General features: G+C 52.7%; 19 protein-coding genes and 2 tRNA genes. 7 read left to right on the top strand and 14 right to left on the bottom strand.

Going from position 1 to position 14,512, the window contains the following annotated elements:
* Nucleotides 1–165 precede the first annotated feature (165 nt).
* From fhuB to csgB, 7 genes are all read right to left on the bottom strand, one after another.
* Complete coding sequence (gene fhuB, locus WFN87_RS19950; protein ID WP_336983874.1) at nt 166–2,163, bottom strand: Fe(3+)-hydroxamate ABC transporter permease FhuB; 1,998 nt, start codon at nt 2,161–2,163, stop codon at nt 166–168.
* Complete coding sequence (fhuD, locus tag WFN87_RS19955) at nt 2,094–2,975, bottom strand: Fe(3+)-hydroxamate ABC transporter substrate-binding protein FhuD (protein ID WP_336983875.1); 882 nt, start codon at nt 2,973–2,975, stop codon at nt 2,094–2,096. The genes fhuB and fhuD overlap by 70 nt, the downstream gene beginning before the upstream one ends.
* A gap of 97 nt (nt 2,976–3,072) precedes the next feature.
* Nucleotides 3,073–3,678, bottom strand: a complete 606-nt coding sequence (locus WFN87_RS19960) for an outer membrane lipoprotein carrier protein LolA (protein WP_008453552.1) — start codon at nt 3,676–3,678, stop codon at nt 3,073–3,075.
* 103 nt (nt 3,679–3,781) lie between these two features.
* Complete coding sequence (locus WFN87_RS19965) at nt 3,782–4,090, bottom strand: hypothetical protein (protein WP_008453554.1); 309 nt, start codon at nt 4,088–4,090, stop codon at nt 3,782–3,784.
* Between the two features lie 120 nt (nt 4,091–4,210).
* The gene (gene csgC / locus WFN87_RS19970) at nt 4,211–4,540 is read right to left on the bottom strand and encodes a curli assembly chaperone CsgC (protein ID WP_008453555.1); all 330 of its coding nucleotides are present in this window, start codon (nt 4,538–4,540) and stop codon (nt 4,211–4,213) included.
* A 57-nt stretch (nt 4,541–4,597) separates the two neighbouring features.
* On the bottom strand, nt 4,598–5,011 hold the full coding sequence (gene csgA / locus WFN87_RS19975; RefSeq protein WP_008453557.1) for a curli major subunit CsgA: 414 nt from the start codon (nt 5,009–5,011) through the stop codon (nt 4,598–4,600).
* A gap of 45 nt (nt 5,012–5,056) precedes the next feature.
* Entirely contained in the window at nt 5,057–5,506 is a 450-nt protein-coding gene (gene csgB / locus WFN87_RS19980) for a curli minor subunit CsgB (RefSeq protein WP_336983876.1), read from the bottom strand.
* A gap of 780 nt (nt 5,507–6,286) precedes the next feature.
* Between csgB and csgD the strand changes: the two genes are divergently transcribed.
* The 4 genes from csgD to csgG are packed head-to-tail and all read left to right on the top strand — an operon-like array spanning nt 6,287 to nt 8,626.
* Nucleotides 6,287–6,937 carry a biofilm master transcriptional regulator CsgD gene (csgD, locus tag WFN87_RS19985; protein WP_336983877.1) on the top strand — a complete coding sequence of 217 codons (651 nt, stop codon included), beginning with the start codon at nt 6,287–6,289 and terminating at the stop codon, nt 6,935–6,937.
* 4 nt (nt 6,938–6,941) lie between these two features.
* Nucleotides 6,942–7,328 (top strand): curli production assembly/transport protein CsgE, encoded by a 387-nt coding sequence (gene csgE / locus WFN87_RS19990; protein ID WP_336983878.1) that lies wholly within the window; start codon nt 6,942–6,944, stop codon nt 7,326–7,328.
* A gap of 9 nt (nt 7,329–7,337) precedes the next feature.
* Complete coding sequence (csgF, locus tag WFN87_RS19995; protein ID WP_336983882.1) at nt 7,338–7,754, top strand: curli production assembly/transport protein CsgF; 417 nt, start codon at nt 7,338–7,340, stop codon at nt 7,752–7,754.
* 38 nt (nt 7,755–7,792) lie between these two features.
* Complete coding sequence (csgG, locus tag WFN87_RS20000; RefSeq protein WP_008453567.1) at nt 7,793–8,626, top strand: curli production assembly/transport protein CsgG; 834 nt, start codon at nt 7,793–7,795, stop codon at nt 8,624–8,626.
* A gap of 42 nt (nt 8,627–8,668) precedes the next feature.
* Here the strand turns inward: csgG and WFN87_RS20005 are convergent, their stop codons facing one another.
* The 4 genes from WFN87_RS20005 to ghrA form a co-directional block, all read right to left on the bottom strand.
* Entirely contained in the window at nt 8,669–9,157 is a 489-nt protein-coding gene (locus tag WFN87_RS20005) for a DUF1097 domain-containing protein (RefSeq protein ID WP_166875249.1), read from the bottom strand.
* A 103-nt stretch (nt 9,158–9,260) separates the two neighbouring features.
* Complete coding sequence (locus WFN87_RS20010; protein ID WP_166993712.1) at nt 9,261–9,815, bottom strand: molecular chaperone TorD family protein; 555 nt, start codon at nt 9,813–9,815, stop codon at nt 9,261–9,263.
* A gap of 28 nt (nt 9,816–9,843) precedes the next feature.
* Entirely contained in the window at nt 9,844–10,581 is a 738-nt protein-coding gene (locus WFN87_RS20015; protein ID WP_008453572.1) for a phosphatase, read from the bottom strand.
* A 103-nt stretch (nt 10,582–10,684) separates the two neighbouring features.
* Nucleotides 10,685–11,626 carry a glyoxylate/hydroxypyruvate reductase GhrA gene (ghrA, locus tag WFN87_RS20020; RefSeq protein ID WP_166875252.1) on the bottom strand — a complete coding sequence of 314 codons (942 nt, stop codon included), beginning with the start codon at nt 11,624–11,626 and terminating at the stop codon, nt 10,685–10,687.
* Nucleotides 11,627–11,829: 203 nt separating this feature from the next.
* Here ghrA and WFN87_RS20025 point away from each other — a divergent pair.
* The 3 genes from WFN87_RS20025 to WFN87_RS20035 all read left to right on the top strand — a co-directional run bounded on the left by WFN87_RS20025 (nt 11,830) and on the right by WFN87_RS20035 (nt 12,679).
* Nucleotides 11,830–11,917 (top strand) — tRNA-Ser (locus WFN87_RS20025).
* Between the two features lie 274 nt (nt 11,918–12,191).
* Nucleotides 12,192–12,395, top strand: a complete 204-nt coding sequence (locus WFN87_RS20030; RefSeq protein WP_336983883.1) for a TolC family protein — start codon at nt 12,192–12,194, stop codon at nt 12,393–12,395.
* Nucleotides 12,396–12,591: 196 nt separating this feature from the next.
* Nucleotides 12,592–12,679, top strand: a tRNA-Ser gene (locus WFN87_RS20035).
* Nucleotides 12,680–12,763: 84 nt separating this feature from the next.
* On the opposite strand, the gene WFN87_RS20040 is transcribed toward WFN87_RS20035, so the two are convergent.
* The 3 genes from WFN87_RS20040 to chbG all read right to left on the bottom strand — a co-directional run bounded on the left by WFN87_RS20040 (nt 12,764) and on the right by chbG (nt 14,512).
* The gene (locus WFN87_RS20040; RefSeq protein WP_336983879.1) at nt 12,764–13,222 is read right to left on the bottom strand and encodes an NUDIX hydrolase; all 459 of its coding nucleotides are present in this window, start codon (nt 13,220–13,222) and stop codon (nt 12,764–12,766) included.
* A 79-nt stretch (nt 13,223–13,301) separates the two neighbouring features.
* Nucleotides 13,302–13,649: a nitrous oxide-stimulated promoter family protein gene (locus WFN87_RS20045; protein ID WP_008455634.1), complete on the bottom strand. Its 348-nt coding sequence runs from the start codon at nt 13,647–13,649 to the stop codon at nt 13,302–13,304.
* A gap of 101 nt (nt 13,650–13,750) precedes the next feature.
* Nucleotides 13,751–14,512, bottom strand: coding sequence for a chitin disaccharide deacetylase (gene chbG, locus WFN87_RS20050; RefSeq protein WP_336983880.1), 762 nt, complete (start codon nt 14,510–14,512; stop codon nt 13,751–13,753).

The following is a 14,512-nucleotide window of genomic DNA, read 5'->3' on the forward strand; positions in this document are numbered from 1 at the left end:
AATTAATGAGAACGATTATGATTTTGATCGTGATTATCGTTTCATCATTAGAAATTGCAAGAAAAATGCCCAGAGGGAGATTGACCAGTAAAAACGCCTGGCCACGGAAATAGAGAGGAACTCAAACAGCAGGCACGCCCGGAACGAGCCTGCTTTTAAGGCCTGTCACGCTTTGCGTAACAGCCAGATAAAGTACGGTGCCCCGCAGAGCGTGGCTAACAATCCTGCCGGGATCTGGAATGGGAAGATAAGGCTTCGGCCCAGCCAGTCGGCCAGCAGCATCAGCCCGGCCCCGATAGCAATAGCCACGATAAGCTGGGGCATTGCGCGGCGGAAGCCGAGCATTCTTGCCATGTGCGGTGCCATCAACCCAACAAAACTTAGTGGCCCCACGCAGAGCGTTGCGGCAGCAACTAGTCCGGCTGCCAGCACCAGAATGCTGATGCGCGATTGACTCAGGGCAATGCCCAGGGCCTGAGCCGTCTCACCGCCCAGCGGGAGTATAGCGAGCCAGCGGCGCACCAGGGGCGTAAGCCCAATCAGCGCCAGCGCCATGCCCCCGCTCACCAGCGCCTGCTGCCCGGTTACTTTCCAGGTGGAGCCGGACAGCCACGTCAGCACCGACCCGCTGCGCGGATCTCCGCTGGCCAGATAAAGCGTGAGCAGCGTGGCGAAAACGGTACTCAGCGCCACACCGGTCAGTAAAAGCCTTCCCGGAGCCAGCCCGGAGCGGGCTAAAACGAGCATCGCCAGCAGCGTGAGCGCCGCGCCGGCAAAGCCCGCCGGCAGTTGCCAGGCGCTGACGTCGCCGGGGACGAGAAATATCAATAACACGATGGCGCAGGCCGCGCCGGAGCTCACGCCCAGCACTTCGGGGCTGGCCATCGGATTGCCGGTCATTTTTTGTACCAGCGTACCGGCCGCCGCCAGCATTGCGCCCGCGGCAAGCGCCGACAGCACCCTCGGCCAGCGCCACTGCCACATTTCTTGTATGCCGATAAACCAGCCTGCGCTTTCCCGCCCAACGCCCAGCGCGAGCAAGGCAACCAGCGCCAAAACAGCAATAATCAGCAATACCGTAGCGGGGGAAAGTTGGCGTTCCGCAATCGCGCTGGCATCATCAGAAGCCGCCAACCGCTGATGGCGCAGGCGTGGCAATAACCACAGCATTAAAGGTGCCCCCACCAGCGCCGTCACGGCGCCGGTGGGCAGTTCTTGCCAATAGCGTCCAACCCACAGAACCAGTTGATCGCTCAGTAACAGCAGCAATGCCCCCGTCGCCATCGAAGCCAGGAGTTTAGGCAGCAGACGTCTCACGCCAAACATGCCGGCCAGGACCGGAGCAAACAGACCAATAAATCCGATCACGCCCACCACGCTGACCAGCATCGAACTCAGCAGCAGGGCCAAAAATAGCCCGCCCACGCGCACTAAAGCCAGCTTCATCCCCAGTCCACGTAATACGGTGTCATCCAGGGCCAGCATACCCAGCGGGCGAATCATCAGTACGATGAGTACCAGCACGGCCAGAAGCCTCGGCCAAAGAAACTCCACGCCAGCCCAGTCGTACTGGTTCAACATCCCGCTGCTCCAGATAAACAGATTTTGCAGGCGTTCATGGTTGAACAATACGAGGAAGCTTTTTACGGCCCCGCAATAAAGTCCCAATACCAGGCCGGCAAGGATTAGCGTAACCGGCGACATTCGTTTACCCCAGGCAGCCCCGAGCACAATACTGCCTACGGCCATTGCGCCAGCCAGCGCCGCAAGCTGTTTGCCGGTTTCCCCTGCCCCCGCCAAAAACAGCGTCGCAAGGGTCAGCCCCAGCTGTGCCCCAGCCGCAACGCCAAGGGTGGCCGGTTCGGCCAATGGGTTGCGCAAAATATGCTGGAACAGGCAACCGGCCAGAGCCAGCCCGGCGCCGGTAAGCAGCGCAAGCACGGTTCGCGGCAGCAGGCTGTAGTGAAACAGCATCTGCGAAACATCGGTCACCTGAGGCAGCGTTATCGCTTGCCACCAGAGCCCGGCAGGCAGCATTTGCTGAAAGTTGTAGCCGGTCAAAAACAGCGTGAAGGCACAGAGTATAAGCAGGATTATGCGCACAGTGCCTCCGGCAGGAGCTGGCAAAAACGCAGCGCCGAGAAGCTGCCGCCGTAAAACCATACCGCTGGCAGCAGGTGTAACTGGCCCTCGCGCACGAAAGGCATAACCTGCCATAGCGCAGATTTCGCCACCGTTTTGACCGGATCGTCATCGCCGTGCATAAAGCAAATTGCCGTGACGTTTTCCAGCCTGACCAGGGTTTCAATGCCCACAATGGCGCTTCCCCAGGCATTGGTTTTCCCGTCCCAGGCGTTACGCATCCCCAGCCGTTCCAGCAGGTCGTTAAACAGGCTGTTGCGGCCAAAGATCATCACCCGGCGGCTATCAAGAAATGAAAACATCACCAGCGGGTTGGGATTACCCGGCAGCTTTGCGCGGGTGGCGGCCATCTGCTGGTGAAAATGGGCCAGATGTTCGGTAGCCTGCTGCTCCCGCCCTAAAAACTGCCCGAGCCTCAGAAGATCTTTTTCCAACAGCGCCAGCGGGCGGCCAGAGGCATCATTAAAGGCCGTCGACCAGCAGGGAGCGATAGGTGTTAAATCTGACTCAGCCGGCCCGAAGCCTTTGGAGATGAGAAAAAGAGAAGGGGTGAGACGCTGCATCAGCTCGCGATTAGGCTCGTTTCTCAGCCCAACGTCAACGACGGTTTCAGGCAACGTTGGCTCCCCTACCCAGCGGTGATAATTACGCTTATCGGCAATCGCCATCGGCATAATCCCGAGCGCCAGCAACATTTCAACCGGTCGCCATTCCAGGGCAATAATACGTGCGACATCAAAGCGGTGGGCATCAGCCTGGCAGGGAAGAATGGCCGCCAGAGGCAGCAGGGAGGCTAGCGCCAGCAGGCGTCGGCGGCTTAAAGAAACGTCCATATAAATAGCAATAGTTATCGTTCTAATTAAGTTTTACACATTATGCCGCCAGCCGCCGCCAACGCAATCAAAAACTCAGCTAGCGGCCGGGCATTATTTAGAAGACAAGGCGTTTGCGCTCTTCCTGACTAAGTCTGCGGGGTTCAAACTGATGGTGCGTAAACGTTATTTCCGTGGCGTCATCCTCCACGTCATTCAGCTCAATTCGGTCCAGCGACTTCTCACCATAAAGCGTAATCGAGCGGAACAGCCCGCTGAGCGTTTTCTCAAAGGGAATTAATACCAGCCGCCATCTTCCCTCCCCCAGGTCGGAAAACTCGCTGATAAAGTCTTTCTCAAGCGCTTTTCGATCGAGATAAAACAGCGTACGCAGCAGTTGGTTGAACTGAAACATTGGCGGATTGTTCTCCGCGGTGATTGCCTGCGGCGGCTGGTTACCCATCACCTGAACCATCCGATTCTCCCCAACAACCAGTCCCATCGGGAAAGGCTGACGCTGCTGCCACCACAGCCCTTTATGCTTTGTCACCACAATCCGCCCGCTGGAATGCAGCGGCTGCGCCATGCCTTTTATCTGGCGCTCCTGCTCAAACTGCGCCCGCATTACCGGCACGGCGGCAAATCGCTTTTGGATGTCATCCAGCGTTACCGCCCCGGTCACCTGCGCCACCAGCAGAAGAGAAAGGAGCAAACTTTTTTTCACAGCAATAACCCTATGCGTTCAACTGAAATCGATCCGCGTTAGTTTACTCTGCTATGTGGTCTGAAACCAAAAATACACAGCCCGCGTTAAACGGGCCGTGGCGTTATTGATAGGTAACGTACAGCACTGCTGTTTTGTGCTGTGGGTCGAGGTATTTCACACGGGTTTGCATCGTACTGTCATTATGAAGGGTAATACCATCCAGGGAGCTAAGGGCAACGGTCTGAGTGACGGGTTTGCCTTTTTCGGTGCAGGTCATGGCGACATTGGAGCTGGCCGATGTCCACTGACAGCCACCTTCTACTATTTCACCTCGAAAATGAATGATGCCAGAGGATGCAGCCTGAGACAGCGGTGAAACCGCGATGCCCAGCGCCAGACAAAGCAAATACTGCTGAAAACTTGCTTTCACGTTTATTACTCCTCGATTGCTGTCGTCCCTGAAGGTTATCGGCAGAAAATCAAAGATAATTAAACAGTGATCCATGTTTTTTGTTCTTGCAATACTTCCGTCACATATATTTGTTTGCGGTCAAGACTTCCCCGGCTTTTGCCACTGTTGCTCAAGGTGAAAGGCTTTTCCGTCGCTCAGGGTAACAGTGACCGTGACGCTGTCTCCGGGGTCAATATTCAAACTTAGCTGCGACAGATCGACGGCCTGATGCGCTTTTATAAACAGTTCGCTGCTTTGGTGGCTGGAGCTTTTCCCCGACGGGCCGGTTTTGGTTGCCACCAGCGTCAAGGTGCACTGGCAATCCGCCGCCAGCGTCGCGACAGGCGTTATTGTGTAGATGTTTTCCTGCTGCCGGGTATTAAACGTCAGCTGACTTGAGAGTGCGGCAAGCAATACCAGGGTATGCATACAACCTCCAAAGAAAAACAGGGCCGTCGGCCCTGTTCACGCGATAGCCAGGTCGCTTTAGTACTGAGACGCAGTGGCGTGGTTACCGTTGCCGAACTGGGTGACCGACACCAGAGAGCTGGATGCCGTCTGATTAACCACTGCTCCGTTGTTGGTCCCGAACTGCTGAACATCAATCTGCGCGTTTTTCCCGTTCCACTGGCTGATGGTGGCATTGTTACCGTAGCCATCCTGCAGCAGTTTAATATCGCTGCTGTCAGAGCCCTGGCCAACTTTTGCCCCATTCACCGTGCCCAGCTGTTTAATTTCAGTCTTCGAATAGAACGCATTCGACTGCAGCGCTGTGGCATTATTTCCGTTACCCTGCTGATATATTTTCAAGGTCGAGTGCTGAGCCTGCTGCGGATAGGTCGCCATTGCACCTGCGGAAACAACCAGTGCTGCTAATGCTGCCACTTTGAAAAGATTCATACTAAAACCCCCATCGGATTGATAGTTTCAGCCCAAATATTTTGCTTATCGCTGAATAATGCGAATCGCCATTTGTGACTGGTTTTGCACAACAACTGCTGACTTCTGGGTACCGTACTGGGTAATGTTTGCTTTATTACCAGAACCTCGTTGGATAATAAGCGCCGCATTACCAAATGAATCCTGCTTAATACCCGCCTCGTTGGCGTTACCTTCTTGCGAGATATAAGCCAGGTTATAACTACTTGATTGTTCGATGTTTGCCCGGTTGCCTGCTCCGCTTTGCGTAACCTCAGAAAGTTGCTTCTGACCCCGCTGAACTACTGCAGCATTATTATTGCTACCAGATTGGCCAATAATGGCCGTTTGATTAAATTGAGGATTGCTCAATTCATTGACAGCAAAATTATACTCAGCAGTGGCGAGATCGTTACTCGCCGCAAAACAATGACTCGCCAGGCCAGCGAACATTATAGAAATAAAATATTTTTTCATTCTGTCACCCTGAACCAGATAATGCCGGAACAATATGACGCGTAACATTCAGGTCAAGCATAACGGACCAACAATAATGTGTTATTGCATCGTTACGCAAATGAGTATGTTACGGCAACAATTAAAAATATCTCATGCTGGGGTGGTATTTTGCATTATAAAATTCACACCAAAGTATTAATAAGAAATAAAAACAGACAATCATCACTATTACAATCCCCTGTTCCAGGGATCGGATAATCATTAGCACACTTATTTAAAGTCACCTTAACTCTCACTGACTTAGCACAACTTAAGCGATGCTTAGTCAGTTTATGAAAAAACCTTGTCATCATGATCAGTTTTCTTAAGCGAAGCGGTTGAATGCTGGGAACGCAGTTTTTAAAATTATGAACAGAGTGAGAAAAAACAAAAAAATAAAAAATAAAACACATAAAATACAATTATTTAAAATTAAAAATCAAAATTAATTTTCTATACAGAAAGCAAAAAACGTACAACTTTCTGCTTAAAATTAAATAGCGAACACTCTCAATTGAAACATTTTAATATCCAAAGAAACATTTAGTTACATAGTTAACACTTGCGTTAAAATATCCAATCGCTAAATTGGAAACAGTTACCACTTCTTTAGTTAATTTTCTTTTGCTGACCGAAATAAAATCATTTCGGCGATTAAAAATATTTAACATACAGCACCGTCGCGGCACTCGTCACGTTATAGAGAATTAATTCTTATTAATTCAAAAGGTAGCGACATAAACCAGGTGGAGTTTCATCATGTATAATGAAGTCCATGCCCTTCAGGGCCCTACGTTATTGTTAATGACAAAACCCTCTCTCCAGGCTTCAGCCTTATTACAGCACCTGCGCGCCTCGTTAGAAATAAATGGCCGTATTCATAATATTCAGCGGCCACTGGATGAGTTTCCCGGTAATGTTCTGATTTTATTTGATATGGCGGAAACAGATAAAAAGACCATTCTGTTCTGGCAGGATAAACTAAGTCGTAAAAACTGTCAGATAAAATTGTTGTTACTCAATACGCCGGAGGAGTATCCCTTCCGCGAGATTGAAAGCTGGCCGCACATCAATGGCGTTTTTTATCTTGCTGTAGAAGAGCCCAAAGTCATCGAGGGACTGCGCGGGGTACTGGCTGGCGAATGTTACTTCCCGCAGAAACTGGCCAGTTATCTGATCAGCCAATCCGGCAACTACCGGTTTAACAACGCCGAGTCATCCCGCCTGACACAGCGCGAAAAGGAAATACTGAATAAGCTGCGCGTTGGTTCTTCCAATGTTGAAATCGCGCGTTCGCTGTTTATCAGCGAGAACACGGTCAAAACGCACCTGTATAACCTGTTCAGAAAGATAGCCGTCAAGAATCGAACTCAGGCGGTTTCCTGGGCCAACGATAATCTTCGGCGATAGCCCCATGAAACGTTCAGCTGCATTTACGCTGGCAGCTTGCTGCTGCCTGATAAGCAGTGTCCTGGCCGAAGAAGTCGAGATCCCTGGACTGCTGACAGACCATACCGTCACCTCCGTTGGCCACAGCTTTTATCGCGCCTTCAGCGATAAATGGGAAAGCAACTATACCGGTAATTTAACCATCAACGAGCGCCCCAGCGCCCGCTGGGGGAGCTGGATAACGATTACCGCAGGCCAGGATGTTGTTTATCAGGCTTTTCTTTTCCCCACAAAGCGCGACTTTGACAAAAACGTTGACGTTGCACTGCTCCATACCGATGAGGCGCTTAAACGCAGGCTGATCGATAAGCAACTCTTGAGCACCAGCGATTTAACCCACGATGAATTCTAGGAGACGATGATGCGTATTTATCATGCCGTACTGCCCGTGCTGTTATTTACGCCGCTGGCCTGGGGCGGGAATATGGTTTTCCAGTTTGTGAACCCCAATTTTGGCGGTAACCCCAATAACGGCGCCTATTTGTTAAATTCGGCCCAGGCGCAAAACTCTTATAAAGATCCCAGCTACAGCAGCGATCTCGGCATTCAAATGCCCAGCGCGCTGGATAACTTCACCCAGGCGCTGCAGTCGCAGGTGCTGGGCGGGCTGCTGACCAATATTAATACCGGTAAACCAGGGCGCATGGTCACCAATGATTTTATCGTCGATATTGCCAACACTGACGGCCAGCTTCGGCTCAACGTCACCGACCGCAAAACCGGCAAAACGTCAACCATTCAGGTATCCGGCCTGCAGGCGAATTCTACGAATTTTTAGTGGCTTAAAATCATAATACCTCTGAAAGGATCACTATCATGCAGCGCATACTTCTGATTATGGCGGTGTTTTTATTAAGTGGTTGTTTAACGGCTCCGCCAAAAGAGGCCGCCAAACCAACGTTATTACCGCGCGCGCAAAGCTACCTCGACCTGACGCATTTGCCGGAAGCAAAAGGGAAGCTTTATGTCTCGGTGTATAACATTCAGGACGAAACGGGCCAGTTCAAGCCCTATCCTGCCAGCAACTTTTCTACCGCCGTACCGCAGAGCGCGACGTCTATGCTGGTCACGGCATTGAAGGATTCCCGCTGGTTTATCCCCCTTGAACGCCAGGGGCTGCAAAACCTGCTGAACGAACGCAAAATTATTCGTGCCGCCCAGGAAAATGGCACCGTGGCCGATAATAACCGCGCCCCGCTGCACTCTCTGATGGCGGCCAATGTGATGATTGAAGGCTCGATCATTGGCTACGAGAGTAACGTCAAGTCGGGTGGTGCGGGCGCTCGCTACTTTGGCATTGGGGCCGACACGCAGTACCAGCTTGATCAAATTGCCGTTAATTTAAGGGTGGTGGACGTCAGTACCGGCGAAGTTATGTCGTCCGTCAACACCAGCAAAACGATCCTGTCATACGAGGTGCAAGCCGGCGTCTTCCGGTTTATTGATTATCAGCGTCTGCTGGAAGGTGAAGTGGGCTATACCAGCAACGAGCCGGTCATGCTGTGCCTGATGTCCGCCATTGAAACGGGGGTCATCTATCTGGTCAACGACGGTATCGACCGGGGACTCTGGGATCTACAGAACCCGGCCGATATTAACAATCCGGTGCTGGTGAAATACAAACAGCTCTCAACGCCGCCCGCTTCATGAGGCTCTGTGCATCGATAAAAAACCAGCTTTCGCTGGTTTTTTTTATTCGCTTAGCAATGAGCTGGCTTTCGGTTTTGGCTTGTCCCGCCGGGCAGCGAGCCACAACCCGCTGTTTTTCATGGCAAAGCCAAACACCAGGCCTAAAAGCAATGAAGGTACAACGTTGTGCCACTCCCCCTGATTGGCAAAGGTTGCACAGGCGCCGATAAACGTCCCGGGGACAAACGAGAGCAAAATATGGCGCGCCTGAATACACATCAGGAAGGCGACTACGCCGGTCATGATGTAGCCCAGGATTTCCGCCTGCGGCGCCAGCGCGCTGCCGTGAATAATCACCAGCGCCCACAGCACGCCGCTGCACAGCGTACACAGGGAAATAAAAAGCCCCTTCATACCGCCCTGCGGACAGGCAAAATAAGCGGTACAGCCGAGGAAACCGGCCCAGCCCAGCAGGCCGAGGCTCACCGCCACCCAGCCCCAAAGGCCGGAGAGAATACCGGTGGTGATTGCTAATGGAATAAGTGTCTTCATAGCGCCGTATCATAGCAGAGGCCGGACCAACCACTACGATCTGGCGCACGTTTTTTGCAAATAAGAAATCAGCGTTACATTTTAATTGTGATTAACATCACAATTACTCATCCTCTGATTCCTGCAGCTCATCGCGCATGGCCTGCAGCGCCTCACGGCTGATCGCCGCCAGCGTACGGTAGAATGCCGTTGTGGCATGGGCTTCAACTTTGCCCAGGAAAGTCCCGCACCACGGCATCAGGTAGTCATCAAACAGCGTCACCTGCGCTTCAAACTCATCTTCCTGAGACTGGTCTTCAAGCCACGAGGCCGCCAGCAATAGCGTCCCAAAATGATCGGCCGGGGACTCACCTAGCGGCATGCCACGCTGCTTCAGGAACTGGCGCACTTCGCCTTCATCGCTGCCCTCTTCCCAGGCGGAACGGAATGGCGGCACGCTGCATTTTTCGCCAACAAACAAAGCGTTAAAGTCGCCCGCCAGCAGCTGCGGATCGCAGCTATTTTGCAGCCGGCCCAACAGCTCATCCTGCTCCAGTGGCCAGCTTGCCGCCAGCTTCCCTTCACGGATCAGCGTAAAAAGAGGCACCAACAGGGGATCCTGCGGCTGGCGATAAAAAAGCGATCCGAGTACGCGGCAAATAATTGAAAATTCATTCATGACTGGCTCTATCCATTACGGGTGTTAATTACAGTGTGGCAAATTCAGCAATTGGCGCCATACCACGGGCTTCCAGGAAGCCCAGCAGGCGCTGCGGAGAGACGTTAAGGATCCGCTCTTCCGGGAAATTGATTTCGTCGAGGATTTTACGGCATTCGGTGAAATCCCCCAGCGTAAAGGCAGTGTGAGAGTCGGATCCTAACGCCAGCCAGCCACCTGCATCGCGCACGGCTTCGGCAATAGCGCGGCAGTTTGGGCCGCTGCCAATACGCGAATGGGTAAACGAAGAATTATTCAGCTCCAGCGCGACGTTATACTTCGCCGCCGCCGCCGCAACAGCTGGGATATCAATCTCAAACTTAGGATTCCCCGGATGGCTGATGATATGTACGTCGCCGTTCGCCATCGTCGCGATCATCGCTTCGGTGTGGGTGGCTTTATCTTTGGGCGGGAACACCGGCTCATGGAAGCCCGCGATAATTAAATCCAGCGCGTCCAGCATCGGGCCGGTGCAGTCTATTTCCCCGGCGGTATTTTTAATGTTCGACTCAATACCGCGCAAAATGCCGACGCCATCGACCAGTCGTGGCCAGATACGCATATTAATAAAGTGCCAGTAATGCGGCGCATCCGCCATATCCGGGCCGTGGTCGGTAATGGCAAACAGCTTGATACCTTTGGCTTTCGCAACGGCAATATAATCGTGGAGGGTACTGTAGGCGTGGGTGCTGGCAACGGTATGCATATGCAGGTCAACGGGATACATGGCTTTCTCCTTTTCTATTTTGAAGTAAGGATACCAGCAATCTATGACAATTTTTAGCCTGCTTCTGGAACGTTATCAGCCCGGCCAGGGCCGGGCTTGATGCTTAATAGCCGTGCTGAAGTGAGACCTCACCTGAAACGGCTTCACCGTTTTCCAGTTGAGTAATCGTTTTTGCTATATAGGCAATCGCCTCATCAGGACGAGTTACCGCTGCAACATGCGGCGTAATTGCCACGCGAGGATGTGCCCATAGCGGATTATTTTCCGGCAGCGGCTCTTTAGAGAAGACGTCCAGCATTGCCCCCTTGAGCTGCCCGGCATCCAGCGCCGCAAGCAGATCGGCTTCGACAAGGTGAACCCCGCGCGCGAGATTTATCACGTAGGACTCTTTAGCCAATTGACTCAACAATTCACGATTGATGATGCCGACGGTTTGCGGCGTATTAGGCAGCAAGTTGATCAACACGCGGGTGCCGCTTAAAAAGGCAGGCAGCGCTTCGCCACCGGCAAAACTTTCTACGCCAGGGAAATCTTTCTTACTGCGGCTCCAGCAGCGAACCGGGAAGCCCCAGGCCACAAGACTTTCAGCGACTTTACCACCCAACACGCCTGCACCGAGGATCCCAATGGTGAAATCCTCGCGACGATAATCGTCCAGCGGCTGCCATTGCCCCTGCTGTTTTTGCCTTTGGTAATCGTCAAAACGACGGAACCAGTGCAGCACCTGACTGACCGCATACTCCTGCATCTGCAGCCCCATGCCGGTGTCTTCGAGGCGGAACAGCGGCACGCCGTCAGGCAGCATGTCAGGATGAGCCTGAAGTTTACTGAGGATAGCGTCAACGCCCGCTCCCAGCGCAAATACGCCTTTTAGCCCTTTACGGCCGCTAAGCATTTCCACCGGAGGATGCCAGACAAGGGCATAGTCTGCGGGTTGCTGGTCGCCCTGCTTCCACTGGCGAACGCGAGCGCCAGGCAAAGCCAGCTGAAGGCGATTCAGCCAGTACTCGGTGTCAAAAGTGGGGTGATGAAAAATAATGTCCATACTGCCTCCTTTTTTTCTTAGGCTTGCGCGAATCGACTCGCCATGCAAGCCCCAAAGTAATAAAAAGCAGCATCTTGTGGTGGTTTAAGAATCAAGTTGGACGAAGTTTGGCTAAACGCACCAAAAACATGAAATTAGCATTGACGGCGAAGCCCATTTTCCCTAAATTAGCGCCCGTTCCAGCAGCGCTGGAGCGACAATATGGTGAGGTGTCCGAGTGGCTGAAGGAGCACGCCTGGAAAGTGTGTATACGGCAACGTATCGAGGGTTCGAATCCCTCCCTCACCGCCATATTTAAAGAAGAGCTCGCATGCAAATGCGGGCTTTTTTTTCGCATGTTGCACCACGAGGGACGGATGAGAACCCTCGACCGGGTTCGACAAAACGGCAGGATGACCGTTTTGCATTGCCTTCGGCAAACCGCAGGGCGAGCGCCACGGACGGCGCGAGAATCATCCCTCCCTCACCGCCATATACCCTTCACAATTCACCCAATATTTGTACGTCGACCTTGATTTGATTCCGACAAGAAAACCTTATCAGGTTAAAAACCAGCAGCCTTGAGCTGGCACAGCAGACGATGTCCAGTGCGGAAGCCTCACTGAAGATAGTGCAAAAACAGCAGCAGATTGGCATCAGCGATTATCTGACAGCCTTAACGGCGCAGCGCACGCTATGGAGCGCTCGCCACTCGCTTATTTCACTGCAGCAAACGGCGCTGGAGAACCGCATTACGCTCTGGCAGTCGCTGGGAGGTAATGCCAGCTAGCGCGATGATTAACCCTCTCCCGCCCACAGGAATTACCCGGGCGGGAGCTTTTTTCGACGAATTTGCCTTAAAACCGCCTCAACCGCTCACACCTTAACCGAACGCGGCATAATCCATAAATTAGGCTTGACCGAAGAGGGCTGACTCCCTATAGTAGCGCCCCGTTGCCCACCTAAGGTGTGCAGCAAAACAATATGGTGAGGTGTCCGAGTGGCTGAAGGAGCACGCCTGGAAAGTGTGTATACGGCAACGTATCGAGGGTTCGAATCCCTCCCTCACCGCCATATTTAAAGAAGAGCTCGCATGCAAATGCGGGCTTTTTTTTCGCATGTTTCACTATGAGGGATGGGTTCGAATATAACCTGCAGTTACTTTTTAGCAACTCTTTGCGCCAGGTAGTAGTTTATATAACCCCTGTATTCATCCTTTGTTTCTGCCGGGATCTCGCTTTCCGCAAAGAAGGTGAGCGCCAGACCTTCTGTAGGGTCATTAATGATACGGCCTGACCAGCTTGTCACTTCGAACAGTGAAGTAATGACGTTAATCCTGTCTTTATTCTCGAGCGTAAACGTATAGTCCGAACCCGAAAAAGTGCCGAGTAAAGTCAGATCGTGAACATCAAGATTCGTCTCTTCTTTCACTTCACGGATAGCCGTTTCTTCAAAACTTTCACCGGGCTCAAGCAAACCGCCGGGCAATCCCCAGCCGCCATCACGCCTCAGCTGCAACAAAATGCGCTGCTGATCATCGGTGATGATGACATTCGCCCCGGCCAGTAATAAAAGCCGGTGGCCTACCAGCGCCCTCATTTCTTCCACGTATCCCATCGCCTACCCTCCGGGCATAACGCCGCGTTATTGTCAGCGTTTATACACGATTAAGATGAAACCGGCATGACTGACTCCGTCACTCTTTCTTACGCTGGTATTTCTCCGGCAGCGGCGGAACCGGACGGCGATCGTCCATCAAATGAAGCACGGTCAGAATCGGGTGGTGAAACAGCATTCGGGGACCACTCCAGCGCATCACCCGCTTCATTTCTTCACGTTTTGAGGGCTGATAGCAGTGGATAGGACATTGCTTGCAGGCGGGCTTTTCTTCGCCAAAAGCGCAGCGATCCAACCTTTTGGCAGCGTAGTCGTATAGCCGTGAGTAGTGGTCTGGATCGGGGCTGGCAGCTGGGTTTTTGCGCTCGTACAGGGCGAGCATTTTAGCGATGGTTTGCTTTTCGCGTTGGATGCGTTTTCCGGACATAGCTGCACCTCGTTAACCGGTACAAACGTCCGGTCAATGATTGTCGATAAGATGCAGCAATAATACACCTTATCGACAGCAGGCCGAAGTACGAATAGGGGTTAGAGATCGCGGAACGTGCCCAGACGGTAGCCTCGCTCGGCAATCGCGTACTTCAACGCCGCGGAGGTAAGCACTTCCAGCTCCGCAAGGCGCGGATAGCAGTAGTTGCTTTTCAGCAGCGTGTTATCCACAAATGACGGGTGGCACATCACTTCCAGCGAGGCTTCCTCTCGCTTAGCCGAAGCATCCACGCACTCCAGAAGCAGGCTTTCAGAAATAGAATCGCCGTAAAACTCGCTGCTAAACCCTTGCGTAGTCCGCACGCCATCCAGGGAAATGTTGTCCCGGGCTGCGACATCACGATCGACACGCAGCGGGATCCCTTTCGCGCTGGCAAACGCCGCAACGATGGGGAAAATTTCCGGAATCATATGCACGTGATGGTGGCTATCAAGATGGGTTGGTTCAATACCAAAAATCTCGATAAAGCGCTGATACTGGCTTTCCAGTTCGCGTTTGATCTCGTCCCGATCCAACTGCCCCTGCTCGGCCATCTCCCAAATCCATTTACCCAGTAAGCCCGTTTCGCGGGTTAGCACCGGCATGTTGGTCAGCGGCTGTCCCAGCGTCAGCACGAAGTGCATGCCGATCCCCAACCCCGGATAGCGTGCGCACAGCCCGGCAGCGTGTTTAATGGCTTCAGCGTTAACCATCGCGGTGGTTGACGTCACCACACCGTGGTGAAAGGCTTCGATGATGCCGTAGTTTTGCGCCTTACTCAGGCCAAAGTCATCGGCGTTGATAATCAGTAAGCGGTCCAT

The sequence above is a fragment of the Cedecea sp. AS113 genome (assembly GCF_037152415.1).
GTDB lineage: Bacteria > Pseudomonadota > Gammaproteobacteria > Enterobacterales > Enterobacteriaceae > Cedecea.

Bases quoted from the DNA above. Each gene is read 5' to 3' on its own strand.
- fhuB (WP_336983874.1), bottom strand. From the start codon at position 2,163: ATGGTTTTACGGCGGCAGCTTCTCGGCGCTGCGTTTTTGCCAGCTCCT.
- fhuD (WP_336983875.1), bottom strand. From the start codon at position 2,975: ATGGACGTTTCTTTAAGCCGCCGACGCCTGCTGGCGCTAGCCTCCCTG.
- csgC (WP_008453555.1), bottom strand. From the start codon at position 4,540: ATGCATACCCTGGTATTGCTTGCCGCACTCTCAAGTCAGCTGACGTTT.
- csgA (WP_008453557.1), bottom strand. From the start codon at position 5,011: ATGAATCTTTTCAAAGTGGCAGCATTAGCAGCACTGGTTGTTTCCGCA.
- csgB (WP_336983876.1), bottom strand. From the start codon at position 5,506: ATGAAAAAATATTTTATTTCTATAATGTTCGCTGGCCTGGCGAGTCAT.
- csgD (WP_336983877.1), top strand. From the start codon at position 6,287: ATGTATAATGAAGTCCATGCCCTTCAGGGCCCTACGTTATTGTTAATG.
- csgE (WP_336983878.1), top strand. From the start codon at position 6,942: ATGAAACGTTCAGCTGCATTTACGCTGGCAGCTTGCTGCTGCCTGATA.
- csgF (WP_336983882.1), top strand. From the start codon at position 7,338: ATGCGTATTTATCATGCCGTACTGCCCGTGCTGTTATTTACGCCGCTG.
- csgG (WP_008453567.1), top strand. From the start codon at position 7,793: ATGCAGCGCATACTTCTGATTATGGCGGTGTTTTTATTAAGTGGTTGT.
- WFN87_RS20005 (WP_166875249.1), bottom strand. From the start codon at position 9,157: ATGAAGACACTTATTCCATTAGCAATCACCACCGGTATTCTCTCCGGC.
- WFN87_RS20010 (WP_166993712.1), bottom strand. From the start codon at position 9,815: ATGAATGAATTTTCAATTATTTGCCGCGTACTCGGATCGCTTTTTTAT.
- WFN87_RS20015 (WP_008453572.1), bottom strand. From the start codon at position 10,581: ATGTATCCCGTTGACCTGCATATGCATACCGTTGCCAGCACCCACGCC.
- ghrA (WP_166875252.1), bottom strand. From the start codon at position 11,626: ATGGACATTATTTTTCATCACCCCACTTTTGACACCGAGTACTGGCTG.
- WFN87_RS20040 (WP_336983879.1), bottom strand. From the start codon at position 13,222: ATGGGATACGTGGAAGAAATGAGGGCGCTGGTAGGCCACCGGCTTTTA.
- WFN87_RS20045 (WP_008455634.1), bottom strand. From the start codon at position 13,649: ATGTCCGGAAAACGCATCCAACGCGAAAAGCAAACCATCGCTAAAATG.
- chbG (WP_336983880.1), bottom strand. From the start codon at position 14,512: ATGGACCGCTTACTGATTATCAACGCCGATGACTTTGGCCTGAGTAAG.